This window comes from Microbacterium sp. SD291 (genome assembly GCF_017355365.1).
In the GTDB taxonomy this organism is placed as follows: domain Bacteria; phylum Actinomycetota; class Actinomycetes; order Actinomycetales; family Microbacteriaceae; genus Microbacterium.
In genome coordinates, this window is record NZ_JADIJR010000005.1 from 109,672 (window position 1) to 136,601 (window position 26,930).

The following is a 26,930-nucleotide window of genomic DNA, read 5'->3' on the forward strand; positions in this document are numbered from 1 at the left end:
AAGACGGTGCGCCGGACGACCTTTCGCGCTTCAATGGACCCATGAGCACGACAATGCCGTCGGACGGCGACGACGCCACCACCGCTGAGAGCCTCGCCGAGCGCCTCATCGAGTCGCTCGTTCCGGGGCTCGAGCTCCTCAGCATCGAATTCGGACGCCGATTGGGGTTGTATGAGGCGGTCGCGGAGGTGGCGGACGTCACGCCGGCTGAACTTGCGACACGGGCGGACATCGACGTCCGCATGGCCAGGGAGTGGCTCGAGCAGCAGGCGGCAGCCGGCTTCATCGCGGTCCGAGACGCATCGACGGCGCCGGACGAGCGCCGCTTCCTGCTCCCTGCTGCTCATCATCCCGTGTTTCTCGACCCCGACCACCCTGCGTATGCGATCGGGACGGGAACGATGTTCGCCGGCACCGCCTCCGCGTTCGACGACGTGGTCGAGGCGGCGCGCACGGGCGCAGGCGTGCGTTACGGGGCCTTCGGCACAGGCGTACGCAGGGGGCTGGAGCAGCTCAACAGGCCAGGCTACGTCAACGATCTCTCCGGGTGGATCGCGGCGCTTCCAGACGTTCGCGCCACGCTCGAAGACGGCGGAAGGGTCCTCGATCTCGGCGTCGGCACCGGCTGGTCGAGCGTTGCGCTCGCGAGGGCGTTCCCGCGCGCACAGTTGGTCGCGGTCGATCTTGATCCGGAGTCGGTGGCGGAGGCCGGGGCACTCGTCGATCAGCAGGGTCTCACAGATCAGATCCTGGTCCGGCGCGCGAACGCGACGGAGCCGGACGACTTCGCCGAGTTCGCTGCCGACGGCTTCGATCTCATCATGTTCTTCGAGGCACTGCACGACATGAACGACCCGGCTGCCGCGCTGCGGGTGGCGCGCGGTCTGCTGCGCCCCGGCGGTGCGGTGCTCGTCGGGGACGAGAAGGTCGCCGACGCGTTCACGCCGGACGGCGACTTCCTCGATCGGCTGAACTACGCGTTCAGCGTGCTGCACTGCCTGCCCGCGACGATGGCCGAGGGCGTGCGCACCGCCAACGGCACTGTCCTTCGCGCGGCCACGGTGCACGAGTGGGCGGCCGAGGCCGGGTTCACGGGTTCAGAGGTCCTGCCGATCGAGCATCCGCTCTGGCGGTTCTACCGCCTCGATCCCTGACGCGGCGAGCGCGTCTTCGGTCACGCCTCCAGCCCACGCCGCTTCAGCAGCGGCCCGATCTCCGCGTCACGGCCACGGAAGTCGCGGTACGCCTCCAGAGGATCCTTCGAGCCGCCGACGCCGAGCAGGCGCTGACGGAACCGATCGCCGTTCTCGCGGGTGAGCCCGCCGCTCTCCCTGAACCACTCCACCGTGTCGGCGTCGAGCACCTCGCTCCAGATGTAGGAGTAGTAGCCGGCGCTGTACCCGCCGGAGAAGACGTGCGCGAAGTACGTCGACGAGTAGCGCGTCGGCACGACGGGATCGTTCAGGCCGATGTCCGCCAGAGACGCCGCCTCGAACGCGGCGACGTCGCCGATCTCGGCATCCGCGTCGACGAGGTGCCAGGCCTGATCCAGCCACGCCGCCGCGAGGTACTCGCTGGTCGCATGACCCTGGTTGAACGTCTCGGTGGCGCGGAGTCTCTCGACGACGGCCGGATCCAGGGGTTCGCCGGTCTCGTGGTGCCTGGCGTAGTCGTCGAGCACCTCCGGCCAGAGGATCCACATCTCGTTCACCTGGCTGGGGAACTCCACGAAGTCGCGGAACACGTTGGTGCCCGCGAAATGCGGGTACGTCACGCGTGCGAACAGGCCGTGCAGCGCATGGCCGAACTCGTGGAAGAGCGTGGTCACCTCATCCAGCGTGAGGAGGGTCGGCTCGCCCTCGCCGGGCTTCGGCACGTTCAGGTTGTTGACGACGACCGGCAGCGTGCCGCGCAGGTGCGACTGGCTCACGATCGGGTTCATCCACGCGCCGCCGCGCTTGGTGTCGCGCGTGTACAGGTCAAGGATGTACAGGCCGACGGCGGTGCCATCGGCATCGTGGACCTCGAAGACCCGCGCGCCGGGGTGATAGGCGATGAGGTCGGGACGCTCGGCGAAGGTCACGCCGTAGAGCTTCGTCGCGGCCGCGAACACGCCGTCCTGCAGCACCCGCTCGGCTTCGAACCACGGCCGCAGAGCACCGGTGTCGATGTCGTAGCGGGCCGTGCGGACTCTCTCGGTGTAGAACGCCCAGTCGTGGGCCTCGACGGGGAACGGCTCGTCCTCGGTCTCATCCACGATCGCCTGCAGCGCCGCGCGCTCAGCGACCGCGTTGCGCGCCGCCGGAGGGGCGAGCTGCCGGAGCATCCGCTCGACCGCCTCCGGGCTGCCCGCCGTCTGGTCAGCGGTGACATAGGCCGCGTGGGATGCGTAGCCGAGGAGCTCTGACCTCTCCGCGCGCAGGCGCACGATCTCGGCGAGCACCGGGCGGTTGTCGCTGGCGTTGTCGCGAGAGGCCCTGGTGCGGGAGGCCGCCATGATCCGCCGCCGCGATTCCCGGTCGCGGAGCTGGGCGAGATAGGGGTGACCGGTGAACAGCGGCAGCGAGATGAGATAGCGGCCCTCGAGCCCGCGCTCCTGCGCGGAGCGCTCAGCCGCCGAGAGCTCGCCGGTGCTGAGCCCGTCGAGCTCCGCCGGATCGTCGAAGACCACGGCGAGGTCGTTGGTGTCATCGAGCAGGTTGCGCTCGAACGTGTTGCTCAGCGTCGACAGCCGCTGGTTCAGCTGCGTCAGGCGCGCCTTCTCGTCGTCGCCCAGGGCGGCCCCGGCGTGCGTCATCTCCCGGTGACGGCGCTCGACGAGGTAGCGCTGCTCCGGATCGAGCTCCAGCCCGCCCAGCTGAGCATGCACCTGCTGCACGCGCCAGTACAGCGCGCCGTCGAGCGTGACCGCATCCTGGTGCGCGGCCATCAGCGGTGCGAGCTGCTCGTCGACCGCCTGTATCTCCGGCGTCGCATCGGCTGAGCTCACCGTGTAGAAGGCGTGCGCGACGCGATCGAGCAGCTCACCCGAGCGCTCGAGCGCCTCGATCGTGTTCTCGAACGTCGGCATCGAACGCACCATCGTGATCCTGCCGATCTCGCGCAGGTGCTCCTCGAAGGCTGCGCGGAACGCCGGAAGATAATGCTGCGGCCTGATCGCGCTGTAGTCCGGGAGCCCGTAGGGAAGGGTGGAGGGCTGGAGCAGCGGATTCGAGGCGTCGGTCATTCTCTGAGCCTAGCCATCACGCGCTCGAGCGCCTCGACGACGATGCGGACGGAGCGCCTGCGGAGGTTCTCGGGCCGCGCCAGCACGTCGATCATGCGGTGCGTGCTGACCCCGTGCAGCGGGAGGCGGACGATGTCGCGATCGTCCACGCTGCGAGACGTGTAGCGGGGCAGCATCCCGAGCACCTCTCCGGCGGCGACGACGGCCGATACGGCGCCATAGTCGTTGATGCGGTGGCGGATGTCGACCGCTCGTCCTGCGACCGCCGAGACCGCCCGCAGGACGTCGTCGGGGGAGTATCCGATGCGGCTCGTCACCCACGGGTGGCCGGCGACCTCCTCAGGCGACACGGTCCGCCGGGAGGCGAGCGGGTGGGATGCCGCGACGGCTACGTCGAGCGGCTCTCGGACGAGCGTCAGACTGCGAATGCCCTCAGCCGGCCACGGCGCCGAATGCTCCATGCGGTGGGCGAGCACCAGGTCGTAGCGCGCAGTGAGGGCGGGGAACTCGCTCTGTGCGACGTCCTCGTCGGTCAGGCGGACGGTGGGGGGATCGTCCACCTCGGCGAGCTCGCGGATGAGGGAGCCGAAGAGCACCTGCCCCACGCTGTGGAACCCGCTGATCGACACCACGCCGGTGCTGGCACCCTCGAACTCGTCGAGAGCGCTGCGGGCGGCCGCCATCGCGTCGATCGCCTCGGCGCCCGCAGAGGCGAGCACCTCGCCTGCCGGCGTCAGGGCGAGACGCCGGCCGTCCCTCCGGGTGAGCGGGGTGCGGAATCCGCGTTGCAGCGCGGCGAGATGCTGCGAGACGGCGGACGGGGTCACGTTCAGGGCGTCGGCGACCGCCGTCACGCTGCCGAGCGCGCCCAGTTCGCGCAGGATCTGGAGCTGGTGGAGTTCCATGCCAGAAGATTAGCGAATGCTTCATCGATCGTGCAGCAGACGGCGATTGCTCTACAAGGTCGGATGCGGTGTGATCGAAGCATGAAGGCACTGTTCAAAGCCGAACGCGCAGCGGGACTCGAACTCGCAGATCGGCCCGACCCCGTCGCCGGCGCCGACGAGGTGGTCATCCGCGTGCTCCGCACGGGAATCTGCGGCACGGACCTGCACATCCTCCGCTGGGACGACTGGGCCGCATCCGCCGTGGCCGCCCCGCTCATCCCCGGCCACGAGTTCTACGGCGAGGTCGTCGAGGTCGGCCCGCTCGTGCACGACATCGCGATCGGCGACCGCGTCTCCGGCGAGGGCCACATCGTGTGCGGCACATGCCGCAACTGCCGTGCCGGCCGCCGGCAGATGTGCATCCGCACGATCGGGCTCGGCCTGCAGCGCGACGGCGCCTTCGCCGAGTACCTGGCCCTTCCTGCGACCAACGTGTGGGTGCATCACGCCGAGGTGAGCCCAGAGCTCGGCGCGATCTTCGACCCGCTCGGCAACGCCGTGCACACCGCGCTCACCTACCCGCTCGTCGGCGAGGACGTCCTGGTCACCGGCTGCGGTCCGATCGGCCTGATGGCGATCGCCGTCGCGAGGCACGCGGGCGCGCGCTTCATCACCGCCACCGATGTCAGCGCTCCGCGGCTGGAGATGGCGCGCCAGATGGGCGCAGACGAGGTGGTCGACGTGTCGGTGCGCGACATCCGCGACGCGCAGAAGGCACTCGGGATGCGCGAAGGGTTCGACATCGGGTTCGAGATGAGCGGCGCGGCATCCGCTCTGCCCGCCATGATCGACAACATGAACCACGGCGGACGCATCGCGATGCTCGGCCTCCCGAGTGCCGGCTTCGGCGTCGACTGGGGCAAGCTCGTCACGCACATGCTCACCGTCAAGGGCATCTACGGTCGCGAGATGTTCGAGACCTGGAACGCGATGGGGGCGATGCTGCAGACCAGCGCGACGCTGCGTGAGTCGATCGGTCGCGTGATCGCCGAGGTCATCCCGGCGAGCGACTGGGAGAAGGGCTTCGCCGCGGCGGAGTCCGCCGGCACGGGGAAGATCATCCTCGACTGGACGAAGCTGTAGAGACGAAGCTGTAGAAGACGGAGATTGCGATGTACGGGACATTCCAGAAGCACGTGTCGACGGAGCTGGCGGGAATCGAGGAGGCGGGGCTCACGAAGCACGAGCGCGGCATCCGCGGACCGCAGAGCGCCGAGATCACCGCCGATGGCGCGGAGGTGCTGAACTTCTGCGCGAACAACTATCTCGGCCTCGCCGATGACCCGCGCATCCTCGCCGCGGCGAAGAGCGCGCTCGACGAGTGGGGGTACGGCCTCGCCAGCGTGCGCTTCATCTGCGGAACCCAGGAGCAGCACCTCGAGCTCGAGCGGCGGCTCTCCGGCTTCCTCGGCACGGATGACGCGATCCTCTACTCGTCGTGCTTCGACGCCAACGGGGGCGTGTTCGAGACGCTGTTCAGCGCGGAGGACGCGATCATCTCCGACGAACTGAACCACGCCTCGATCATCGACGGCATCCGTTTGTCGAAGGCACGCCGGCTCCGCTACCGGAACCGCGACATGGCGGACCTCGAAGAGCAGCTGAAGGCGGCATCCGACGCCCGCTTCCGCGTGGTCGTCACCGATGGGGTCTTCTCGATGGACGGCTACATCGCACCGCTGGCCGAGATCTGCGACCTCGCAGAGCGCTACGACGCGCTCGTGTTCGTGGACGACTCGCACGCGGTCGGCTTCGTCGGCGAGAACGGCCGCGGCACTCCCGAGCTGTGCGGCGTCGCCGACCGGGTGGACATCTACACCGGCACCTTCGGCAAGGCGCTCGGCGGGGCATCCGGAGGGTACGTCGCCTCGCACGCCGACATCGTGGCGCTGCTGCGTCAGCGCTCGCGCCCTTATCTGTTCTCGAACACCCTCGCCCCCGCGATCGTCGCGGGCACGCTCACGGCGCTCGACCTCGTCGAGGGGTCGGCCGATCTGCGTGCCCGGCTGCGCGCGAACGCGGCGCTGTTCCGCGAGCGCATGAGTGCGGAGGGCTTCGACCTGCTGCCCGGGGAGCATCCGATCGTCCCTGTCATGTTCGGCGACGCCGCCCTCACCGCCCGCATCGCCACGGAGATGCAGGCGCAGGGCATCTATGTGACGGCGTTCAGCTTCCCGGTGGTGCCGCGCGGCCTCGCGCGCATCCGAGTGCAGCTCAGCGCGGCGCACACCTCCGCGCAGATCGAGCGCTGCGTCGCCGCGTTCGTCGCCGCGCGGGCATCCGTGGGCTGATCGGAGTCGCAAAGATACGTTTGCAAAGAAGTACTTGCAAAGAAGTACTTGCAAAGAGGTCTTTGCAAGCGTATCTTTGCATCCATGACGAACGAGACGCAGATCCGCACCCTGGATGCCGGGGCACTGAAGGCACTGGCGCACCCGCTCCGGGTGCGGATCTTCGACATCCTGGCGGCCCAGGGGCCGCAGACCGCCAGTTCGCTGGCTGCGCTCGTGGGGGAGACCTCGGGCTCGACGAGCTACCACCTTCGCGCTCTCGCAGCGCATGACCTCATCCATGAGGTCGAGGGCCGGGGAACCGGCCGCGAGCGCTGGTGGGAGCGGCCCAAGGGGCGGATCGACGTTCCCGGCCCGCAGGACGCGATGTCGCCCGCGAACAGGGCCGCAGCGCAGATCGTGACCGCGGAGTTCTTCCGGCTGCGTCACGAGACCCTGATGGCGTACCTCAACCGACCCCAGTCCGAGGTGCCTGCGCCGTGGCGTGACGTCGGCCTCACCATGACGACGCACCTCGACATGACCCCGGCTCAGGTGATGTCGCTGCGCGAGGAGATGGAGACGCTCGTCGAGAGCGCGATCCGGCGCTACCGCGGACAGACCGGTCCTGACGTGCGGCGCGTCTCGATGCGCGCCGAGATCTTCGACCTTCCGATCCAGGTGACGCACTCCGACGTCGCACCGACCAGCACCGAGGAGCGATCATGACCACCGCAACGCTTCGCCTCGCCACGCCGACGCCCTTCGAGAAGTCGCTGCAGCACCTCGCGCGGGCACTCTCCCGTCACGTGGATCGTCGCATCGCCGCCAGGGCGGAGCGCCGGGAACTCGCGCTCGACATGCTCCGCGAGCAGCAGGCCCGGAAGCAGGACCCGCGCGCCGTCGACCTCGCTCTCGCTCAACTCGGACTGCCGCTGCGCTGAGCGGACCGTGACTGACGAGACCCCCTGCCGCGGCAGGGGGTCTCGTCGTTCACGGGGTGCGTGGAGCTCAGTCTTCGAACGGACGGGCGACGACATCGCCGGATGCCGTCTGCAGGACCTCCCAGCCGGCGTCGAGCTCGGCGATCGGCCGGCCCTCGAGCCACGTGAGCGTCCAGTGTCCCGACAGCCCGCGGGCCTCGACCTCGGTGATCGCCGGGCGCAGGGCGGCCGGCACGGATGCCGGAGGCTCGGATCCCGTCGCCCACCGTGTCCCGAGCTGCATCAGACGGACTCGACCGGGGCGAGCTCGATCGCCGTGACGGCGAACTCCTCGGCCTCGGTGAACTCGAGCTCGGAGATGCGGCCCACAGCGCGCAGGTCGTCCGCGGCGGCGCGCAGCGCCTCGAGCTTCGCGGCGGGAGCTGCGATCGCGGCGTGCGAGACCGGAGTCTTCTGAGAGGCCTTCGCCTCGGTCTTCGCACGGCGGATGCCGATCAGCGCCTCGCTCGCGGCGGAGAGCACGGCTGGGTCGCCGTCGACGCCGAGGGCTTCGGGCCAGGCGGCGGTGTGCACCGAGCCCTCCTCGAACCACGACCATGCCTCCTCGGTCGCGAAGGACAGCACCGGGGCCAGCAGGCGCAGGAGGGTCGACAGTGCCAGGCGCAGCGCGAGGGCGGCGGAGGCCTGCCCGACATCGGCCTGGTTGTAGGCGCGCTCCTTGACGAGTTCGAGGTAGTCGTCGCAGAAGGTCCAGAAGAACGCCTCGGTGACTTCAAGCGCCTTGGCCTGGTCGTAGTTCTCGAATGCCTTTGTGGCATCGGCGATCACGCCGTCGAGCGCCGTCAGCATCGACGCGTCGAGCGCATGCGTGATCTCCGCGCCTTCGGGCACGGGGAACGACAGCACGAACTTCGCGGCGTTCAGCACCTTGATCGCCAGGCGGCGGCCGATCTTCACCTGGGTCGGGTTCTGCGGGTCGAATGCCGCGTCCATGCCCAGTCGGCTCGACGCCGCCCAGTAGCGCACAGCATCCGATCCGTGGCTGGCGAGGATGTCGGCGGGCGTGACCACGTTGCCCTTGGACTTCGACATCTTCTTGCGGTCGGGGTCGACGATGAAACCGCTGATCGCGGCGTTCCGCCACGGCGTGCGGCCGTCTTCGAGCGTGGAGCGCAGCATGGTCGAGAACAGCCAGGTGCGGATGATGTCCTGCCCCTGCGGACGCAAGTCGAACGGCGCCGTGAGCTGCCACAGCTCCTCGTCCCGCTGCCAGCCGCCGGCCAGTTGCGGGGTGAGGGAGGACGTCGCCCAGGTGTCGAGGATGTCAGCCTCGGCCTCGAATCCGCCTGCCACGCCGCGCTGGTCCTCGGTGTAGCCGGCCGGCAGATCGGTCGTCGGGTCGATCGGGAGCGCTGCGTGATCGGGGATGAGCACGCGGTCGTAGTCGCGCTCGCCGTTCTCGTCGAGGGCGTACCAGAGGGGGATCGGGACGCCGAAGAATCGCTGGCGCGACACCAGCCAGTCGCCGGTCAGGCCGCCCACCCAGTTCTCGTAGCGGACCCGCATGAACTCCGGGTGCCAGGCGAGCTCCTTGCCGTGCGCGAGCAGCTGGTCACGCAGCTCGGCGTCGCGGGCGCCGTTGCGGATGTACCACTGACGCGTCGACACGATCTCCAGCGGGCGGTCGCCCTTCTCGAAGAACTTCACCGCGTGGTTGAACGGCTTGCCCACGGCGGTCATGTCGCCGGTCTCCTGCAGCTTCTCCGCGATCGCCTTGCGTGCCGAGAAGACGGTCTTGCCGGCGAGCTCGGCGGCGTACCAGTCGATCGCCTCGGCGTTCGCGACGATCGACGGAGCGGCGGGCAGGAAGCGCCCGTCCAGGCCGATCGTGGTCATGTTCGGCAGGTCGCGGCCATCCGTCGTGCGGAGTTCCCGCCACCAGATGATGTCGGTCACGTCGCCGAAGGTGCAGACCATGGCCGCTCCCGTGCCCTTGTCCGGCTGGGCGAGGTGGTGGCCGTGGACCTCGATCTCGGCGCCGAAGAAGGGCGTCCGCACCTTCGTGCCGATCAGGTGCTTGTGCGGCCCCTCGGGGTGCGTCACGATCGCGACGCACGCGGGGAGGAGTTCGGGGCGGGTGGTCTCGATCGTGATCGAGGCGGTGCCGTCCGCGAGCGGGCCGTCGGCGAACGGGAAGTCGATGGTGTGGAACGCGGCCTGCTGATCGCGGTCCTCGAGCTCCGCCTGCGCGATCGCCGAGCGGAAGTCGATGTCCCACAGCGTCGGCGCGAGGGCCTGGTAGGCCTCGCCCCGCTCGATGTTGCGCAGGAACGCGAGCTGGCTCTGCCGGATCGTGTCGTCGGAGATCGTGCGGTAGGTCTGCGTCCAGTCGACGCTCAGGCCGAGCTGACGGAACAGCGCCTCGAACTGCTTCTCGTCCTCGACGGTCAGCCGCTCGCACAGCTCGATGAAGTTGCGGCGGCTGATCGGCACCTGGTCGGCGGCGCGGCTGGACTTGTTGTCCCCGCCCTCGAACGGGGGAGTGAAGTCGGCGTCGTAGGGGAGCGAGGGGTCGCAGCGCACGCCGTAGTAGTTCTGCACGCGACGCTCGGTGGGCAGGCCGTTGTCGTCCCAGCCCATCGGGTAGAACACGGTCTTGCCGCGCATCCGCTCGTATCGGGCCTTGACGTCGGTGTGCGTGTACGAGAACACATGCCCGATGTGGAGGGAGCCGGATGCCGTCGGCGGGGGAGTGTCGATCGAATAGACGCCCTCGCGGCCGGCCTGCGCCGCGCGGATGCGGTCGAAAAGATAGGTGCCCTGCTCGCGCCAGGCAGTGTCCCACTTCGCTTCGAGACCTTCGAGGGCGGGCTTGTCGGGAATCCGGGTCTGATCGGACGCGGCCATGGAGGTCTCCTTGAGCGATGTATGCGGCACTGTGTGAGCGTGCCTGAGTGTGGGTTGTGCCCTCCAGTGTAGCGATCGACTCCGGATGCCGGGCCTGCTGCAGATCGACCCGGTCCAACAATTCGGCCGTAGACTGGAGCCATCCCGGCCCGATCTTCCTGAGGAACAGTCATGCCTGCACGCCGAGCGCGTCGTCTTCTTCCCGCAGCCTCTCTCGTCGCGGTCGCCGCGCTGGCGCTCAGCGCCTGCGCGACCCCGGCATCCGAGTCCGGTGGCGGGGAGGTCGTCTGGTCGATCGAGGGCGCCAACCTCTCGGCCGGTCACATGGACCCGCAGGTCAGCCAGCTCGACGTCTCCGGCATGGTGCAGCGCGCCGTGCTCGACTCGCTGGTGTTCCAGGAGGACGACGGCAGCTTCTCGCCGTGGCTCGCCACCGAATGGGAGATCTCCGACGACAGCACGGAGTACACCTTCACCCTGCGCGACGACGTGACGTTCACCGACGGCGAGAAGTTCGACGCTGCGGCGGTCAAGGCGAACTTCGATCGCGTCGTGGATCCTGCGACCGAGTCGGCGCAGGCCGCGAGCATGCTCGGCGCCGACTTCTACGAGGGCACCGAGGTCGTCGACGAGTTCACCGTCACGGTGACCTTCACCCAGCCGTACGCGCCGTTCCTGCAGGCCGCCAGCACACCGCAGCTCGGCTTCTACTCGCCGAAGGTGCTCGAGGAGTCCGGCGACGAGCTCAAGGCGGGCGGACCGGGTGTCACGGTCGGCACCGGACCGTTCGAGCTCACCGAGTACACGCCGGATCAGGAGATCGTGTACACCCGCAACGACGACTATGCCTGGGGCCCGAACGGCGCCGAGGCTCCGAAGTTCGAGACGCTGCGCGTCGAGATCCAGCCGGAGGCCTCGGTGCGCGCCGGCGTCGTCGAGAGCGGTGAGGCCGACCTCGCGAGCAACATGCCGCCGAACCTGGCGGGCGACCTCGGCGACGGCATCACCGTCGACTCTGTCGAGTACCCGGGCCTGCCGTACTCGCTGTACCTGAACGAGAAGCACGGCGTCTTCGCAGACGAGAAGGTGCGTCAGGCGTTCGCGCGGGGTATCGACGTCGACGCCGCCGTCGAGGAGATCTTCTTCGGCCAGTTCCCGCGGGCGTGGAGCATCCTCGGCTCGACCACCCCCGGCTACGACGCCGGGCTCGAGGGCAGCCGGCCGTTCGACCAGGACGCGGCGAACGCGCTCCTGGACGAGGCGGGCTGGACCGAGCGCGACGCCGACGGCATCCGCATGAAGGACGGCCAGCGGCTCTCCGCGCGCTGGATCGCCTGGACCCCCGTGCCCGACGATCGTGCGGCCCTCGCCAACGCCATCCAGTCCGACCTCAAGGGGATCGGCTTCGAGGTCGTGCGCGAGGTGCTCGAGCCCGGTGCCTACAACGAGCAGTACGGGCCCAAGACGTTCGACCTCACCGACTGGGGCTTCTCCGGCGTCGACGCCGACTTCCTGCGCAACCACCTGCACACCGAGGGCTTCCAGAACGCCTCGCAGGTGACCGACCCCGAGATCGACGCGCTGCTCGAGACGGCCGTCGCCTCCAGCGACCAGCAGGAGCGCAACGACATCTACACCGAGCTGCAGGAGTGGAACGCCGACTACACGGCTATCGTGCCGCTGTACAGCCCGTCGGCGATCACCGCGGTCGGCGAGCGCGTGCAGGGTCTCGACTACGACCTCTACGGCCGGCCGCTGTTCTACGATGTGAGCGTCGGCTGATCCCAGTCGCTGAGCGGAGGCCGGTGCTGTGAAGGCTGCGCTCATCCGGATCGCCGGCCTCGCAGCATCCGTCGTCGTCGTGCTCTGGGGCGCGGCCACCCTGGTCTTCCTCGCGTTCCGGGTGATCCCGGGCGACCCGGTGTCGGTGATGCTCGGGCCGCAGGCCCAGGTCAGTGAAGAGGTCAAGGACGGCATCCGCGCCGAGCTCGGCCTCGACAGGCCGCCGCTCGAGCAGTACCTGACCTTCATCGGGCAGCTCGCCAGGGGCGACCTCGGCGAGTCGTATCAGCTGCGGATGCCCGTCACCGACGTGATCGGGCGGCAGCTGGGTGCGACCCTGCAGCTCTCGGTCCTCGCGCTGGTCATCGCGGTGATTCTCGCGCTCGCGGTGTCGCTGTTCGTCCGCGGTCAAGCCGGGCGAGCGGTCGCCGCGGGCATCGAGCTCATCGTGCTGTCGTCGCCGGTGTTCTGGATCGGGCTCCTCCTGCTCAGCGTGTTCGCCTTCGGGCTCGGGTGGTTCCCGATCTCGGGGGCGAGGAATCCGGCGACCATCGTGCTGCCCGCGATCACGCTGGCTCTTCCCGTGGCGGCGCTGCTCAGCCAGGTTCTGCGCGACGGGCTCGTGCAGGCCGAGCGGATGCCGTTCGCCGAGACCGTGCGCGCCCGCGGCGCGGGGCCGACCTGGTTCACGGTGCGGCACGGCCTGCGACACGGCGCATCAGGGGCCCTCACACTCGCCGCCTACCTCACTGGGTCGGTCCTCGGCGGCGCGGTCCTCGTCGAGACGGTGTTCGCGCGGCCGGGGCTGGGGCGAGTGACGCTCACCGCGATCAGCGACCGCGATCTGCCCGTGATCACCGGGATCATCCTGCTCAGTGCCGTCGTCTTCGTCGCGGTGAACCTGATCGTGGAGGTGCTGCATCCGCTCATCGACCCTCGTCTCGCGGTCCGCGCAGCCGGGAGCCACCGATGAGGCGCGCTCTGCTCTGGATCGCGGTCGCGGCGCTGCTCGTGATCGGGTTCGCGGCGCTGCTGCCCGGCGTCCTCGCGACCCACGATCCGCTGCAGACGGACGTGCGCTCCGCGCTGCTCCCGCCGAGCGCGGAGCACCTGTTCGGCACCGATCAGAGCGGGCGGGACGTGTACTCGCGCGTCGTGTTCGGAGCGGGGCGCTCGCTGGGCATCGGCCTGCTCGCCACCGGGATCGCGCTGCTCGCGGGACTCCTGATCGGATCGCTCGCCGGCGTCGCGCCACGGGCCGTGGACGTCTCCCTGATGCGCGTCAACGACGTCCTGATGGCGTTCCCGGAGTTCCTCGTGGCGCTCGTCGTCGTCGCCGTCCTCGGCCCGGGCCCCGTCAACATCGCGATCGCCGTGACGATCGCGGCGGTCCCGGTCTACATCCGGCTGGCGAGGGTGCAGACACGGACGCTGCGGGTCGCAGAGCACGTCGAGGCGGCCCGCATCCTCGGCGTGCCGCGGCTGCGCGCCTTCCGCCGGCATGTCGCGCCAGGGGTGCTCGGCGCGCTCAGTGTGCTGGCGACGATCGGCATCGGCTCCAGCATCCTCGCCGCCGCCGGCCTCAGCTTCCTCGGGCTCGGGCCGTCCGAGCCGACCCCCGAATGGGGGCTCATGCTCGCCGGCGGGCGCAATGTGCTCGGCCGCGCATGGTGGATCTCGGTGTTCCCCGGCATCGCCATCACCGTCACGGTGATCGCCGCGACCGTGGTCGGACGGATGCTGCGTGCCGGCGCAGACGGGGGACGATCATGACCGCCCTGGAGATGGAGGGCCTGCGGATTCGCTTCGGCGGCCGGCAGGTCGTCGACGGCGTCTCCCTCGCGGTCGACCGCGGAGAGGTCGTGGCGATCGTCGGCGAGTCCGGTGCCGGGAAATCACTCACGGCGCGGGCGCTGCTGGGCCTCACGCCGGCGGACGCGGTGGTCGAGGTCGGGCGCCTCTCGATCGACGGGACGGATGCCGCGGCAGCGAGCGAGCACCAGTGGAGGACGCTGCGCGGTTCGAGGATCGCCCTGGTCTCGCAGGACGCCCTGGTGTCGCTCGATCCGCTGCAGCGGATCGGCACGGAGGTCGCCGAGCCGCTGCGGCTGCACAGGGTCGTGAGCGGTCGCACGGCGCTGCAGACGCGCGTGCGCGAGCTGCTGCAGAGAGTGTGGATGCCGGACGCGGAGCGCAGGGCCCGTCAGCATCCGCACGAGCTCTCCGGAGGACTCCGGCAGCGCGCCCTCATCGCCTCCGCGCTCGCCGCACAGCCAGGGGTGCTCGTCGCAGACGAGCCGACCACGGCACTCGACGCCACCGTGCAGGCGCGCATCCTCGGCCTGCTGCGCGAGATCGCCGACGCCGGCACCGCGGTCGTGTTCGTCAGTCACGACTTCGCCGCCGTCCGGCGCCTCGCCGACAGGGTGCTGGTGATGCGGAACGGCTCGGTGGTCGAGTCGGGAGCCGTCGCCGCGGTGCTCGAGTCGCCGCAGCACGAATACACGCGCCAGCTCATCGCGGCCACGCTGCACCAGCCGAGGGGCGTGCAGCCGGCGGCATCCGGGGTCGCGCTGGTGGTCGAGGGGCTGACGAAGAGCTTCGCCGGCGTCCCGGCCGTGCGGGACGCCTCGTTCTCGGTGGCGGAGGGCCGCACCCTCGGGATCGTCGGAGAGTCGGGGTCTGGCAAGACGACCCTCGCGCGGATGATCGTCGGCGTCGAGCGCCCCGACGAGGGCGCGCTCAGGTGGTCGGCGCCGAGCCGGGTGCAGCTGGTGCATCAGAATCCGCTCGGCGCGTTCGATCCGCGGTGGAGCATCGGCCGATCCCTGCGTGAGGCTCTCGAGGCCGGCGGGGTACCGCGCGGACGGCGTGCGGAGCAGGCCGCCGCGCTGCTCGCGGAGGTCGGGCTCGAGCCCGAGCTCGCGACGCGCCGACCGCGGTCCCTCTCCGGCGGGCAGCGTCAGCGCGCGGCCATCGCGCGTGCTCTCGCCGCAGATCCCTCGGTGCTGGTGCTCGACGAGCCCGTGTCCGCACTCGACCCGTCGGTGCGGGAGCGGGTGCTGCGGCTGCTGCTGCGTCTGCAGCGCTCGCGCGGGCTCACGATGATCTTCGTGTCGCACGACCTCGATGTGGTCGGAGCGGTCGCCGACGATGTGCTGGTCATGCAGGACGGGCTCGTGGTGGAGCAGGGTGCGACGGCCGAGGTGTTCGCGGCGCCGCAGCATCCGTTCACCAGGGAGCTCCTCGCGGCGAACGGTCCGATCCCCGGCTGAATCCCGCTGTGCTCTCCTCCGCCGGGCCTCAGTCCCTGATCTGGATGCCGAGACCCGCGGCGATCACGGCGGCGAGCTGCTGGACCTGGAACCCGGTCAGGGTCGTGCCGCGCAGGCTGTTGGCGTCGAGGTAGGACAATGCATCGAGCCCGCGCAGATCGACGTCGACCGCGCGCATCCCGCGGGGGTCGACCTCGTCGCTGGTCGAGCCGGTGAACCGGACCCTGGTGAGCTCGGCCTGCGGCATGTCGATCGTGCGGATGCCGCAGCCGGAGATCTCGACGTCGGTGGCACGGGCGCCGCCGAGGTTCAGGTAGTCGACGCGCAGGTCGCTCAGCCGCAGCTCGTCGATGCGGGCGCCGCTCAGGTCGAGGGTGCCGATGCGGCCGCCGGTGATGCTGAGGCGGCGGATCCCGGCCCCCCGCATCTTCAGGGAGGCGATGCGGACGCCGGTCATGCCGACGTCGAGGATCGTGGCGCCGGTCAGGTCGACGCTGTCGGCGTCGGCGCCGACCGTGCACTGCTCGAGCGAGGCGTAGGCGAGGTCGGCCGTGCCGGTGAGGTCGAGGCTCGCGGCGAGGAGGTCCGCGCTGCGCGCCGGCGTCGCGGGCACCAGATCATCGGGAAGGTCGGGCGCCGAGGCGCGCGGCGCGGCGGGGGAGTCGGTGGTGCGGGCCATGGGTTCGAGCGTAGGCCGTGCCGGGGACACGCCGGCCGGCTCCCGCGGCCGGCACGGGGTCGCAGATTCGCTTCGAGGTCGCAGGGTTCGGCTCAAGTCCCTGCGACATCACCGCGATTCTGCGACGCGCGACTCTTTCTGCACCGTCCTCGAGTGCTCTGATCGATCCACAATTCTCGGTCCGCAATACGGTTTCGGGCGTCCGCTGAGGATCGGGAACAGGCATCATCACGGGATGCTGGAACGAAGGCGAGCACGGATGCTGGCGGCGATGAGCGAAGTGAAGGGCGTTGCTCGCACGACGATGCTGCACGACAGCGGTGTCAGCAGGTACGACATCGAGACCGCGCTTTCGGAGCGCCTCATCGTGCGGGTCCGCCCAGGCTGGGTCGCTCTTCCCGATGCGGACCCGATGCTCGTCGCGGCGGCCAAGCGCGGGGTCGTCCTCACCTGCGTCACGCAGGCGAGACGCCTGGGCATCTGGGTCCACGACGAGCATCCGATCACCCACCTCGGAGCGACGCCCGGGAGCAGGGGCGGCAAGCCGAAGCGAGCTCGCGTGCACTGGTCGAAGCCGGTCCTGCCTCGGCATCCTGATTCTCTGGAGGACCCGGTCGAGAACGTACTGCTCATTCTCGCCGCCTGCGAACCGTACGAGCAGGCGCTCGCCTCATGGGAGTCGGCCCTCAACAAGGAGCTCGTCGACCGCGACGCGCTGGCGAGACTGCCGTTGGGTCCGACTGCTCGCCGGCTGCTGGCGGATGCATGGCCGTTCTCCGACGCAGGCCTGGAGACCTACCTTCGCCCGAGGCTCCGCTGGCTCCGGCTCGGTCTGTACTTCCAGATCTGGATCGCGGGGCACCGCGTCGACGCGCTGATCGGCGATCGACTGGTCCTGCAGATCGACGGCGGGACCCATGTGGGCGCGCAGCGGGCGGAGGACATCCGGCATGACGCAGAGCTGAAGCTGATGGGATATCACGTGATCCGAGTCAGCTATCACCAGGTCATGAAGCAGTGGCACCTCGTCCAGGACCAGATCATGCGAGCGATCGCCCAGAATCTGCATCTAGCCCCGAGCGCGTGATCTGCGTCCTGTCGCAGAATCGCGAGGATGTCGCAGCAATTTCCAGAATCCCTGCGACATGGCGGTGAATCTGCGACCCGCCGCAGGCGGCTGGAGGCCGAACCACAACCTGCGAGCCTGCGGGCAGAGCGGATGCCGGCGCACGGCGTACAATGGACTCCACGAGCATCGATCCGGCATCACCGGGGAGCTCTCGGAAGAACGGTCCCGCCCACCAGGAACGGACTCAGTAGAACCGAGCGGGGCAGGCCCGTCACAGCCGCAGTGAGAGTGGCCCCGCCGTGAGGCGCGGCACGTGAGGTGGTACCGCGGTCGTCCTGGTCAGCAATCCGGGTGATCGTCCTCGCAGCAGCATCCGCCACGACTCCTGCGAGACGACATGACCTACCCGCGCCCTTCGACAAGCTCAGGGACCCACTCCTTCGGCCCAGCCGCCGACTCCTCGACAGGCTCGGGGAGCGCCGCCTCCGTGACGCCGAGCCCCCGCTTCCCTGAGATCGAGCGCGATGTGCTCGACTTCTGGGAGGGCGACCAGACCTTCCGTGCGTCGATCGAGCAGCGTGAGGGGAACGACGAGTGGGTCTTCTACGACGGCCCTCCGTTCGCGAACGGCCTGCCGCACTACGGGCACCTGCTGACGGGCTATGCGAAGGACGTGTTCCCGCGGTTCCAGACCATGCTCGGCAAGAAGGTCGATCGCGTGTTCGGCTGGGACACGCACGGCCTGCCTGCAGAGCTCGAGGCGATGAAGCAGCTCGGCATCACCGAGAAGAGCGAGATCGAGGCCATGGGCATCGACGTCTTCAACGCGAAGGCGAAGGCCTCGGTGCTGACCTACACGCACGAGTGGCAGGACTACGTCACTCGCCAGGCCCGCTGGGTGGACTTCGAGCGCGGCTACAAGACGCTCGACCTCAGCTACATGGAGAGCGTGCTCTGGGCGTTCAAGACCCTGCACGACAAGGGCCTCGCCTACGAGGGGTACCGCGTGCTGCCGTACTGCTGGCGCGACGAGACGCCGCTGTCCGCGCACGAGCTGCGCATGGACGACGACGTGTACCAGATGCGTCAGGATCCCTCCGTGACGGTGTCGTTCCCGCTGACCGGTGCGGATGCCGCGGCCAAGGGCCTCGACGGCGTCCGGGTGGTCGCGTGGACCACCACGCCGTGGACCCTGCCGACCAACATGGCGCTCGCCGTGGGGCCGGAGATCGCCTACGTCGTGGTTCCCGCGGGCCCGAACGGCGTCGCTGAGGGCGAGGGCCCTTCGACAGGCTCAGGGACCACCCGCTATCTCCTCGCCCGGGAGCTGCTCGCCGGCTACGCCAAGGATCTCGGCTACGAGGATGCCGCGACCGCCGCCGCAGCCGTCGAGAGCGAGATCACCGGCGCCGAGCTCGGCGGACTGACCTACGAGCCGCTCTTCGACTACTACACGGACGCCGAGACCTACGGCACCGGGAACGCCTGGCAGATCCTCGTCGACGGCTACGTCACCACCAGTGACGGCACCGGCGTCGTGCATCAGGCACCCGCCTACGGTGAGGACGACCAGCGGGTCGCGGAGGCCGCCGGCATCCCGACCATCCTGTCGCTCGACGACGGCGGGCGGTTCCTGCCGAACGTCACCGACGTCGCGGGCGTGCTCTGGATGGACGCCAACATGCCGCTCGTGCGCCTGCTCCGCGAGCGCGGTCGCCTCCTGCGCCTGCAGAGCTACGAGCACTCATACCCGCACTGCTGGCGCTGCCGGAACCCCCTGATCTACAAGGCCGTGTCGAGCTGGTTCATCCGCGTCACCGACATCAAGGACCGGATGCTCGCGAACAACGAGCAGATCACCTGGGTGCCGGAGAACGTCAAGCACGGCCAGTTCGGCAAGTGGCTCGAGGGTGCCCGCGACTGGTCGATCAGCCGCAACCGCTACTGGGGCTCGCCGATCCCGATCTGGAAGAGCGACGACCCGGAGTACCCGCGCGTCGACGCCTACGGCTCGCTCGAGGACATGGAGCGCGACTTCGGCACGCTGCCGCGCAACCCCGAGGGCGAGATCGACCTGCATCGCCCGTACATCGACGACCTCACCCGCCCGAACCCCGACGACCCCACCGGGAAGTCCACGATGCGCCGCATCGAGGACGTCTTCGACGTGTGGTTCGACTCGGGCTCGATGCCGTACGCCCAGGTACACTACCCGTTCGAGAACCAGGAGTGGTTCGACTCGCACGCGCCGGCCGACTTCATCGTCGAGTACATCGGGCAGACCCGCGGCTGGTTCTACGTCATGCACGTGCTGTCCACGGCGCTGTTCGACCGCCCGGCGTTCACAGGCGTGAGCTGCCACGGCATCGTCCTCGGCAATGACGGCTACAAGATGTCGAAGTCGCTGCGCAACTACCCGGACGTCTCAGAGGTGCTCGACCGCGACGGCTCCGACGCCATGCGCTGGTTCCTGATGTCGAGCTCGGTGCTCCGCGGCGGCAACCTCGCGGTGACAGAGGAGGGCATCCGCTCCGGCGTGCGCGAGTTCCTGCTGCCGCTGTGGAACTCCTGGTACTTCTTCGCCACCTACGCCAATGCGGCCAACCCTTCGACAGGCTCAGGGACCCAGACAGGGTATGAGGCATCCTGGCGGACCGACTCCACCGACGTGCTCGACCGCTACATCCTGGCCCGGCTCGGCGACCTCGTCCGCGAGGTGAAGCACGATCTCGAGGGACTCGACTCGACGACGGCATCCGCTCGCCTCCGCGACTTCGCCGAGGTGCTGACCAACTGGTACATCCGCCGCTCGCGCGACCGGTTCTGGGAGGGCGTCGACCCCTCGACGGGTGCGGGCGCCGAGGCGTTCGACACGCTCTACACGGTGCTCGAGACGCTCACCCGCGTCGCGGCTCCGCTGGTGCCGCTGATCAGCGAGCGCGTCTGGCAGGGTCTCACCGGAGGCCGCAGCGTGCACCTGCAGGACTGGCCGGACGCCACCGCGTTCCCGGTGGCGGATGACATCCGCGATGCGATGGATGCCGTGCGCGAGCTCTCCAGCGTCGGCAACGCGCTGCGCAAGAAGGAGAAGCTCCGCGTCCGGCTGCCGCTCGCGCGCCTGACCGTGGTGTCGCCGCAGGCGGCCACCCTCGGCCAGTTCGAGGACATCCTCCGCGAGGAGCTCAACGTGAAGTCGGTCGAGCTCGTCGAGCAGGCCGAGACCACGGCTGCCGACTACGGCATCAGCCACCGACTGAGCGTGAACGCGCGCGCTGCGGGTCCGCGCCTCGGCAAGGAGGTGCAGAAGGTCATCCAGGCGGCGAAGGGCGGCTTCTGGACCGAGGAGAACGGGGTCGTGACGGCCGACGGCATCGCGCTCGAGCCTGCCGAGTACGAGCTCGTGCTGGAGACCACAGGCCGTCCCGAGGGGGAGGCGCTCGCGATCGTCCCGAGCGGCGGCTTCGTGCTGCTCGACACCGCGCTCACGCCGGAGCTGAAGGCCGAGGGCCTCGCGCGTGATGTCATCCGCGCCGTGCAGGAGAGCCGCAAGGCCGCCGACTTCGACGTCAGCGACCGGATCCGCCTCGAACTGTGGTTCACCGACCTGGAGGACCTGTTCGCCGTCAAGAGCGCGTTCGCGGTGGCGGGCGTTGCGGAGGAGACCCTTGCGACCTCGTACTCGCTCGGTGCGAAGGACGAGGTCCTGCTGGAGCAGGGCGGCGGCGTCTGGGGGCGGCAGGAAGGCGGCTTCGAGTACGAGACCGTGGTCGATGCAGGAACCTACGCCAACGCCGGGAGCGTCCGCGTGAGCATCGCCCGCGAGGGATACCAGGAGAGCCGAGGAACAGCATGAGCGCACGCGAGCGGGCGGATGCCGTCTACGAGACCCTCCTGAGCCGGGCGGGTGAGCGCTGGGTGCAGCCGCGCAAGGAGCGCACGGCGCGCATCCTCGCGTTCCTGGACGACCCGCAGAAGACGTACCGCGTCGTGCACATCACCGGCACGAACGGCAAGACGTCGACCGCGCGGATGATCGAGAGCCTGCTCCGCGCGCACGGACTGCGCACCGGGCTGTTCACGAGCCCGCACCTGGAGCGCTTCACCGAGCGCATCATGATCGACGGCGAGCCGATCGCGGACGCCGCCGTCGCGGATGCCTGGGACGAGATCGAGCCGTTCGTCGACATCGTCGACGCCGAACTCGAGGCGGCGGGCGACGCCCCGCTGACCTTCTTCGAGCTGCTCACCGTGCTCGCCTTCGAGGCGGCAGCGGATGCCCCGGTCGACGTGCTCGTGCTCGAGGTCGGCATGGGCGGTTCGTGGGACTCCACGAACACGGCCGACGGCGACGTCGCGGTCTTCGCCCCGATCGCGATCGACCACGCCGACCGGCTCGGCAGCACGATCGCCGAGATCGCCGCGGTCAAGGCCGGGATCATCAAGGAGGGCGCGGCCGTCGTCTCGGCTCAGCAGCCCGCCGATGCCGCCGAGGTGCTTCGGCGCGAGGCCGCAGCCAAGGGCGCGACGATCGCGTTCGAGGGGGAGGAGTTCGGGCTCGCCGAGCAGAAGCTCGCCGTCGGCGGGCAGCTGCTCACGGTCCGCGGGCTCGCCGGCGAGTACGTCGAGGAGTACCTGCCGCTGTACGGCGCGCACCAGGGGCACAACGCCGCTCTCGCGGTCGCTGCCGTGGAGTCGCTGATCGGCGGCGCCGCCCAGCGGATCGCGTCGGACATCATCTCCGAGGGACTCCAGGGTGCGACCTCCCCAGGGCGTCTGCAGCTGCTCGGGATCGCCCCGACCGTGATCGTGGATGCCGCGCACAACCCGCACGGCGCCGCGGCGCTCGCCCAGGCCATGGGCGACAGCTTCGACTTCGACGAGTGGGGCATCGTGCTGGGCGTGCTGGCCGACAAGGACGCTGCCGGCATCGTGGCGCAGCTCGTGCCGGTGGCCGCGCACGTCTTCGCGACGGCGCCGGACTCGGAGCGTGCGAGCGATGCCGACGCGATCGCCGATCTCGTCGAGGCGGCGGGGCAGCGTGCGAGCGTGCACCCCACGCTCGCGGATGCGGCGGACGCGGCGCGCGAGTGGGCGGCATCCTCCGACCGGCGTGCCGTCGTGATCGCGGGGTCCGTCGTCCTCGCCGGCGAGGCGATCGCCCTCGCCGCCGAGGAGGACTGGAAGTCGGGGTGGAGCGCGTGAGCGACGCGACGACGCCCGCCCGCCGGCCGCGGCCGGCGCGGACGCTCGTGCAGAAGCTCGCACCGATCGTGCTCGGGTTCGAGTCGATCGTGGTGTTCCTCGCCGGGCTCACGGTCTTCGGGCTGAAGACGCTGCCTGCCGGGATCGAGCAGTGGTGGGGCATCGCCGGCGGCGCGATCATGGGGCTGGCGTGCATCGTCGTCGCCGGCATGATCACCAGGCCCTGGGCGATCACGGCCGGCTGGGTCATCCAGGCGATCATCGCGCTGTCCGCGTTCCTCGTGCCCGCGATCCTGTTCGTGGTGCTGATTTTCGGCGGCATGTGGGGTTATGCGACGATCATGGGGGCCCGATTGGACGCACGACGCCCGGCCGGGCCCTCGACCGAGACTCAGACAGAGAGTGAATGACATGGCCACCGAAGAAACGCTCGTCCTCGTCAAGCCCGACGGTGTCGCCCGCGGCCTCACCGGCACGATCCTGGCACGCATCGAGGCGAAGGGGTACGCCCTCGTCGACATCCGCCTGGTCGAGCCCGACCGCGACCTCCTCGCCGCGCACTACGCCGAGCACGAGGGCAAGCCGTTCTACGAGCCGCTGATCGAGTTCATGCTCTCCGGCCCGTCCGTCGCGATCCGCCTCGCCGGCAACCGCGTGATCGAGGGCTTCCGCTCGCTCGCCGGCACCACCGACCCGACCACCGCGGCCCCCGGGACGATCCGCGGCGACTTCGGCCGCGACTGGGGTCTGAAGGTGCAGCAGAACCTCGTTCACGGCTCCGACAGCCCCGAGTCCGCCGCGCGCGAGCTCGGCATCTGGTTCGACTGAGCGCTGCCTCTGAATGACGAAGCCCGCCGCGATCTCTCGCGGCGGGCTTCGCCTTTTCTCTGGGATGTCTGTCAGAAGAGGATGCCGGCCATCTCGCCGAGGAAGTCAATCCCCTTGACCTGCGCCATGAGGACGATGACCGCGTAGGCCAGGATCGTCGCCAGCGGAACCCACGCCATGAGCCGGCTCGCGCGTTCCTGCGTCTTCTCGTCGCGGGTGAACGTCCCGTTGCGGGTGAGGTGGAGCATCGTCGCGAAGAACGTCGGGATGGTCACGGCCCAGGTCACCATGCACCACGGGCACAGAACGACGAGGTCGTAGATGCTCTGCGCGATCAGCCAGCAGACGAATCCGAAGGCGAAGGTGATCCCGGCGCCGAACAGAGCCCAGAACCAGCGGGGGAAGCGCGCGCCGGCGAGCAGCGCCACGCCGACGACCAGCGGCGCCATCCAGCCGGTGAGGCCGAGGAGCGGGTTCGGGAAGCCGAACACCTCGCCCTGCCACGAGCCAAGGTTCTTGCCGCACTGGATGAACGCGCTGAGGTCGCAGCCGAGCGTGGCGTCGGGCTGCTCGAGCAGGACGAACTTCTCGAGAGTGAGCTGGAAGGCGGCGAACCAGCCGACGACGCTCGCGATGATCAGCCAGACGGCGTAGACGACGGGGCGGGTGCGCTGCTCGCTCATATTGTGATTATCCCAGTGGTTGCTATGCACCCGACGTGAAGCGCCGATGACGGCGCGCGAGAGGACGGATGCCGCGAACAGGCGTACATGGTGCGATAATGGCCTGTGATGCATCGCGCGACCTCGTCGTGGCAGGCATCGACGCAGACTTCGGGGCCGTATGCCCCACGTGACCAGAGCCATGAGCCGGTCGCACACCGAATGAGTTCGCGGCACCTGCGGGTGGCGCATGAGATTTCGCGGAGCACCCAGTGCCCCGCGCGAGGAGCAAGCCAGAGATGGCCGATGACAACAATGACTACGACGCCCCTACCCTCGATTTCCCGGCTGACGCCGCGGCGGAGCTGACAGAGCCCGCCGAGTCGTCGGATGCCGTGACGGAGGTGCCCGACTCATCGGGCGAGCCCGCCGTCGAGAGTGACGCCGCACCGGCCGAGCCCGCATCGGAGGACGCGGGAGACTCCGAGCCCGGCGTGCCCGACGCTCAGAGCGCCGACGAGCCAGAGGCCGGCGCCCAGCCCGCGGACGAGCCCGAGGCCGAGGACTCCCCGGCCGAGAGCGAAGGCGACGCTCCCGCCGCCGAGCAGTCTTCCGCAGACCAGTCGGCCGCTGACGAGCCCGTTGCCGAAGCGCCTGCCGCCGATGAGCCTGCTGCCGAAGCACCTGCTGCCGACGAGCCTGCCGCAGCCGAGCAGCCCGCTGAGCCGAAGGCGCCCGAGCCCGTGACCGCGGTCTCGCTGGGCCTGCTGCCCGAGGTCTTCGTCTCGCAGGTCTCGACCCAGCTGCGCTTCTACGCTCCGGAGATCGTGCCGCTGCCGGCGAGTGCCGGCCGTGAGCGCATCTTCGACCGCATCGCGGAGCGCGAAGCGCCTCGCGATCTCGACGAGCCGGCATCCGCCCGCCGTGGCCGCAACCGCCGCCGTGGCGGATCCGACGTCGAGGACGAGCGCCCCGAGCCGCGTCAGCGCCAGCGCGTCGTCGAGTTCATCACCGAGCCGAAGGCGATCAAGGGCTCCACGCGCCTCGAGGCGAAGAAGCAGCGCCGTCGGGACGGCCGTGACGCCGGACGCCGTCGCCCCGTCGTGACCGAGGCCGAATTCCTCGCCCGTCGCGAGTCGGTCGACCGCAAGATGGTCGTCCGCTCCAAGAACGGCCGCACGCAGATCGGCGTCCTCGAGGACGGCGTCCTCGTCGAGCACTACGTCGCCCGCAACCAGGACGCATCGCTGATCGGCAACGTGTACCTCGGCCGCGTGCAGAACGTCCTGCCCAGCATGGAGGCCGCGTTCGTCGACATCGGCCGCGGACGCAACGCCGTCCTCTACTCGGGCGAGGTCGACTGGGACGGCGTGGAGACGGGCAACCAGCCGCGTCGCATCGAGCTGGCTCTCAAGCCGGGAGATCGCGTCCTCGTGCAGGTCACCAAGGACCCGATCGGCCACAAGGGCGCCCGCCTGACCAGCCAGATCTCGCTCCCCGGCCGTTACCTGGTGTACGTGCCGGGCGGCTCGATGAACGGCATCAGCCGAAAGCTCCCCGACAACGAGCGCGCACGTCTCAAGCGCATCCTCAAGGAGGTCCTCCCCGAGTCCTCCGGCGTGATCGTCCGCACCGCAGCCGAAGGCGCGACCGAAGACCAGCTGACCCGCGACGTGCAGCGTCTGACGAGCCAGTGGGAGCACATCCGCAAGCAGGTCGAGAGCCAGCAGGCTCCGGCGCTGCTGCACGCCGAGCCCGACCTTCTCGTCAAGATCGTCCGCGACGTCTTCAACGAGGACTTCACGAAGATGCTGATCCAGGGCGAGGACGCGCAGCGTACGATCCGCGCGTACCTGGAGAGCGTCGCCCCCGACCTGCTGGAGCGGGTGGAGTCGTACGAGGACGAGACCGACCCCTTCGACGCGTTCCGGATCACCGAGCAGATCGAGAAGGCGCTCGACCGCAAGGTCTGGCTGCCCTCGGGCGGCTCGCTGGTCATCGACCGCACCGAGGCGATGACCGTCGTCGACGTCAACACCGGGAAGTTCGTCGGATCCGGCGGCAACCTCGAGGAGACCGTCACCAAGAACAACCTCGAGGCCGCGGAGGAGATCGTCCGCCAGCTGCGCCTGCGCGACATCGGCGGCATCATCGTCGTCGACTTCATCGACATGGTGCTCGAGTCGAACCGCGACCTCGTGCTGCGCCGCCTGATCGAGTGCCTGAGCCGTGACCGGACGAAGCACCAGGTCGCCGAGGTCACGTCGCTCGGACTCGTGCAGATGACCCGCAAGAAGCTCGGCCTCGGCCTGCTGGAGACCTTCAGCGAGGCCTGCGACGTCTGCGCCGGACGCGGTGTCATCGTGCACCACGACCCGGTCGTCAAGCACCGCGCGAGCTCCAACGGCAACGGCAACGGCAACGGCAACGGCAGCGCTCAGAGCGGCAACCGGCGCCAGCGCGGCGGCAACGGCCAGAGCCAGAGCACGCCTCCGGCCGCCGGAGCCACGCACAGCATCCCCGAGGGCGCCAAGTCGGCCCTCGCGCAGATCGCTGCGTCCACGCTCGCACCGAGCGCGGAGGGGGCGACGGATGCCGCAGCGGCGCCAGCCGCCGAGCCTGCCGCCGCGCAGGAGCGCCCGAAGAAGGCACGCAAGAAGCGCGGCTCGGACCGCAAGGGCCCGAAGACGCCGGCTGAGGAGCTGCTGGACTCGGTTCTCGACGCGCTGCCGGAGCCGAAGGCGCCGGGACAGGGACGCGGACGTCGCCGCGTGACCACGGCCGCCCTCACCGGCACGCCGGTCTCGGTGATGAACTCGAACGCCTCAGCGGGCGGCGGGACGCCGGTCGCGGGCGGGGATACGGAGTCCTGAGGCGATAAGCCTCCGCACCAGCTCCTTGCCGTCGACATGCTGTGCGCCGGCGGCGATGAGCCGGGGGAGGATCTCCTCCGGCACGTCGTAATGGTCGAGGTCGAAGCCGCGCGGCGGCAGATCCTGAGCGCGGGCGAACGCGTGCAGCTCGTCGAGGCTCTCGTCGCTGATGAGATGCGCCCACAGACGCCCGTGCGCGGGCCAGCGGGGATCATCGACGAGAACGGTCATGCCGCCAGCCTAGGACCGGACAACTGAACAGGGCT

The 26,930-nt window shown here is 69.6% G+C and carries 22 protein-coding genes; 15 read left to right on the forward strand and 7 right to left on the reverse strand.

Annotated features, from left to right (window positions below):
* Nucleotides 1-41 precede the first annotated feature (41 nt).
* On the forward strand, nucleotides 42-1,154 hold the full coding sequence (locus tag IPV10_RS04655) for a bifunctional 2-polyprenyl-6-hydroxyphenol methylase/3-demethylubiquinol 3-O-methyltransferase UbiG (protein ID WP_207480916.1): 1,113 nt from the start codon (nucleotides 42-44) through the stop codon (nucleotides 1,152-1,154).
* Nucleotides 1,155-1,174: 20 nt separating this feature from the next.
* Here the strand turns inward: IPV10_RS04655 and IPV10_RS04660 are convergent, their stop codons facing one another.
* Both IPV10_RS04660 and IPV10_RS04665 read right to left on the reverse strand, forming a co-directional pair.
* On the reverse strand, nucleotides 1,175-3,226 hold the full coding sequence (locus tag IPV10_RS04660; protein WP_207480918.1) for a M3 family metallopeptidase: 2,052 nt from the start codon (nucleotides 3,224-3,226) through the stop codon (nucleotides 1,175-1,177).
* On the reverse strand, nucleotides 3,223-4,131 hold the full coding sequence (locus IPV10_RS04665) for a LysR family transcriptional regulator (protein ID WP_207480920.1): 909 nt from the start codon (nucleotides 4,129-4,131) through the stop codon (nucleotides 3,223-3,225). The genes IPV10_RS04660 and IPV10_RS04665 overlap by 4 nt, the downstream gene beginning before the upstream one ends.
* An 81-nt stretch (nucleotides 4,132-4,212) precedes the next feature.
* Between IPV10_RS04665 and tdh the strand changes: the two genes are divergently transcribed.
* The 4 genes from tdh (at nucleotide 4,213) to IPV10_RS04685 (ending at nucleotide 7,387) form a co-directional block, all read left to right on the forward strand.
* Nucleotides 4,213-5,256, forward strand: coding sequence for an L-threonine 3-dehydrogenase (gene tdh / locus IPV10_RS04670; RefSeq protein ID WP_207480922.1), 1,044 nt, complete (start codon nucleotides 4,213-4,215; stop codon nucleotides 5,254-5,256).
* A gap of 29 nt (nucleotides 5,257-5,285) precedes the next feature.
* Entirely contained in the window at nucleotides 5,286-6,464 is a 1,179-nt protein-coding gene (locus IPV10_RS04675) for a glycine C-acetyltransferase (RefSeq protein WP_207480924.1), read from the forward strand.
* 84 nt (nucleotides 6,465-6,548) lie between these two features.
* Complete coding sequence (locus tag IPV10_RS04680) at nucleotides 6,549-7,172, forward strand: transcriptional regulator (RefSeq protein ID WP_207480927.1); 624 nt, start codon at nucleotides 6,549-6,551, stop codon at nucleotides 7,170-7,172.
* Nucleotides 7,169-7,387, forward strand: a complete 219-nt coding sequence (locus IPV10_RS04685; protein WP_207480929.1) for a hypothetical protein — start codon at nucleotides 7,169-7,171, stop codon at nucleotides 7,385-7,387. The genes IPV10_RS04680 and IPV10_RS04685 overlap by 4 nt, the downstream gene beginning before the upstream one ends.
* A gap of 67 nt (nucleotides 7,388-7,454) precedes the next feature.
* Here the strand turns inward: IPV10_RS04685 and IPV10_RS04690 are convergent, their stop codons facing one another.
* Together IPV10_RS04690 and valS are read right to left on the reverse strand one after the other, a co-directional pair.
* On the reverse strand, nucleotides 7,455-7,670 hold the full coding sequence (locus tag IPV10_RS04690) for a hypothetical protein (RefSeq protein ID WP_207480931.1): 216 nt from the start codon (nucleotides 7,668-7,670) through the stop codon (nucleotides 7,455-7,457).
* Entirely contained in the window at nucleotides 7,670-10,294 is a 2,625-nt protein-coding gene (valS, locus tag IPV10_RS04695) for a valine--tRNA ligase (protein WP_207480933.1), read from the reverse strand. The genes IPV10_RS04690 and valS overlap by 1 nt, the downstream gene beginning before the upstream one ends.
* A 171-nt stretch (nucleotides 10,295-10,465) precedes the next feature.
* Between valS and IPV10_RS04700 the strand changes: the two genes are divergently transcribed.
* Genes IPV10_RS04700 through IPV10_RS04715 form a run of 4 tightly spaced genes read left to right on the forward strand, consistent with a single transcriptional unit; the run spans nucleotide 10,466 to nucleotide 15,351 of the window.
* The gene (locus tag IPV10_RS04700; protein ID WP_207480935.1) at nucleotides 10,466-12,076 is read left to right on the forward strand and encodes an ABC transporter substrate-binding protein; all 1,611 of its coding nucleotides are present in this window, start codon (nucleotides 10,466-10,468) and stop codon (nucleotides 12,074-12,076) included.
* 28 nt (nucleotides 12,077-12,104) lie between these two features.
* Nucleotides 12,105-13,049, forward strand: a complete 945-nt coding sequence (locus IPV10_RS04705) for an ABC transporter permease (protein WP_207480937.1) — start codon at nucleotides 12,105-12,107, stop codon at nucleotides 13,047-13,049.
* Nucleotides 13,046-13,849, forward strand: coding sequence for an ABC transporter permease (locus tag IPV10_RS04710; protein ID WP_207480939.1), 804 nt, complete (start codon nucleotides 13,046-13,048; stop codon nucleotides 13,847-13,849). The genes IPV10_RS04705 and IPV10_RS04710 overlap by 4 nt, the downstream gene beginning before the upstream one ends.
* Entirely contained in the window at nucleotides 13,846-15,351 is a 1,506-nt protein-coding gene (locus IPV10_RS04715; protein WP_242684641.1) for an ABC transporter ATP-binding protein, read from the forward strand. Before IPV10_RS04710 ends, IPV10_RS04715 begins: the two co-directional genes overlap by 4 nt.
* 28 nt (nucleotides 15,352-15,379) lie before the next feature.
* Here the strand turns inward: IPV10_RS04715 and IPV10_RS04720 are convergent, their stop codons facing one another.
* Entirely contained in the window at nucleotides 15,380-16,030 is a 651-nt protein-coding gene (locus IPV10_RS04720) for a pentapeptide repeat-containing protein (protein WP_207480941.1), read from the reverse strand.
* A gap of 271 nt (nucleotides 16,031-16,301) precedes the next feature.
* Between IPV10_RS04720 and IPV10_RS04725 the strand changes: the two genes are divergently transcribed.
* The 5 genes from IPV10_RS04725 (at nucleotide 16,302) to ndk (ending at nucleotide 23,129) form a co-directional block, all read left to right on the forward strand.
* On the forward strand, nucleotides 16,302-17,117 hold the full coding sequence (locus IPV10_RS04725) for an endonuclease domain-containing protein (protein WP_242684642.1): 816 nt from the start codon (nucleotides 16,302-16,304) through the stop codon (nucleotides 17,115-17,117).
* 379 nt (nucleotides 17,118-17,496) lie between these two features.
* Nucleotides 17,497-20,952, forward strand: a complete 3,456-nt coding sequence (ileS, locus tag IPV10_RS04730) for an isoleucine--tRNA ligase (protein ID WP_207480945.1) — start codon at nucleotides 17,497-17,499, stop codon at nucleotides 20,950-20,952.
* A complete protein-coding gene (locus tag IPV10_RS04735; RefSeq protein WP_207480947.1) occupies nucleotides 20,949-22,301 on the forward strand; it encodes a folylpolyglutamate synthase/dihydrofolate synthase family protein in 1,353 nt (450 codons plus the stop codon). Before ileS ends, IPV10_RS04735 begins: the two co-directional genes overlap by 4 nt.
* Nucleotides 22,298-22,711, forward strand: a complete 414-nt coding sequence (locus IPV10_RS04740) for a DUF4233 domain-containing protein (RefSeq protein WP_307861059.1) — start codon at nucleotides 22,298-22,300, stop codon at nucleotides 22,709-22,711. The genes IPV10_RS04735 and IPV10_RS04740 overlap by 4 nt, the downstream gene beginning before the upstream one ends.
* 1 nt (nucleotide 22,712) lies before the next feature.
* Nucleotides 22,713-23,129: a nucleoside-diphosphate kinase gene (gene ndk, locus IPV10_RS04745; protein WP_017202376.1), complete on the forward strand. Its 417-nt coding sequence runs from the start codon at nucleotides 22,713-22,715 to the stop codon at nucleotides 23,127-23,129.
* A 71-nt stretch (nucleotides 23,130-23,200) separates the two neighbouring features.
* Here ndk and IPV10_RS04750 read toward each other — a convergent pair whose 3' ends face one another.
* Nucleotides 23,201-23,812, reverse strand: a complete 612-nt coding sequence (locus IPV10_RS04750; RefSeq protein ID WP_207480951.1) for a vitamin K epoxide reductase family protein — start codon at nucleotides 23,810-23,812, stop codon at nucleotides 23,201-23,203.
* 278 nt (nucleotides 23,813-24,090) lie between these two features.
* Between IPV10_RS04750 and IPV10_RS04755 the strand changes: the two genes are divergently transcribed.
* On the forward strand, nucleotides 24,091-26,664 hold the full coding sequence (locus tag IPV10_RS04755) for an Rne/Rng family ribonuclease (RefSeq protein WP_207480953.1): 2,574 nt from the start codon (nucleotides 24,091-24,093) through the stop codon (nucleotides 26,662-26,664).
* Here IPV10_RS04755 and IPV10_RS04760 read toward each other — a convergent pair.
* Nucleotides 26,617-26,895, reverse strand: coding sequence for a DUF4031 domain-containing protein (locus IPV10_RS04760; protein ID WP_207480955.1), 279 nt, complete (start codon nucleotides 26,893-26,895; stop codon nucleotides 26,617-26,619). The genes IPV10_RS04755 and IPV10_RS04760 overlap by 48 nt on opposite strands.
* Between the last annotated feature and the right edge of the window lie 35 nt (nucleotides 26,896-26,930).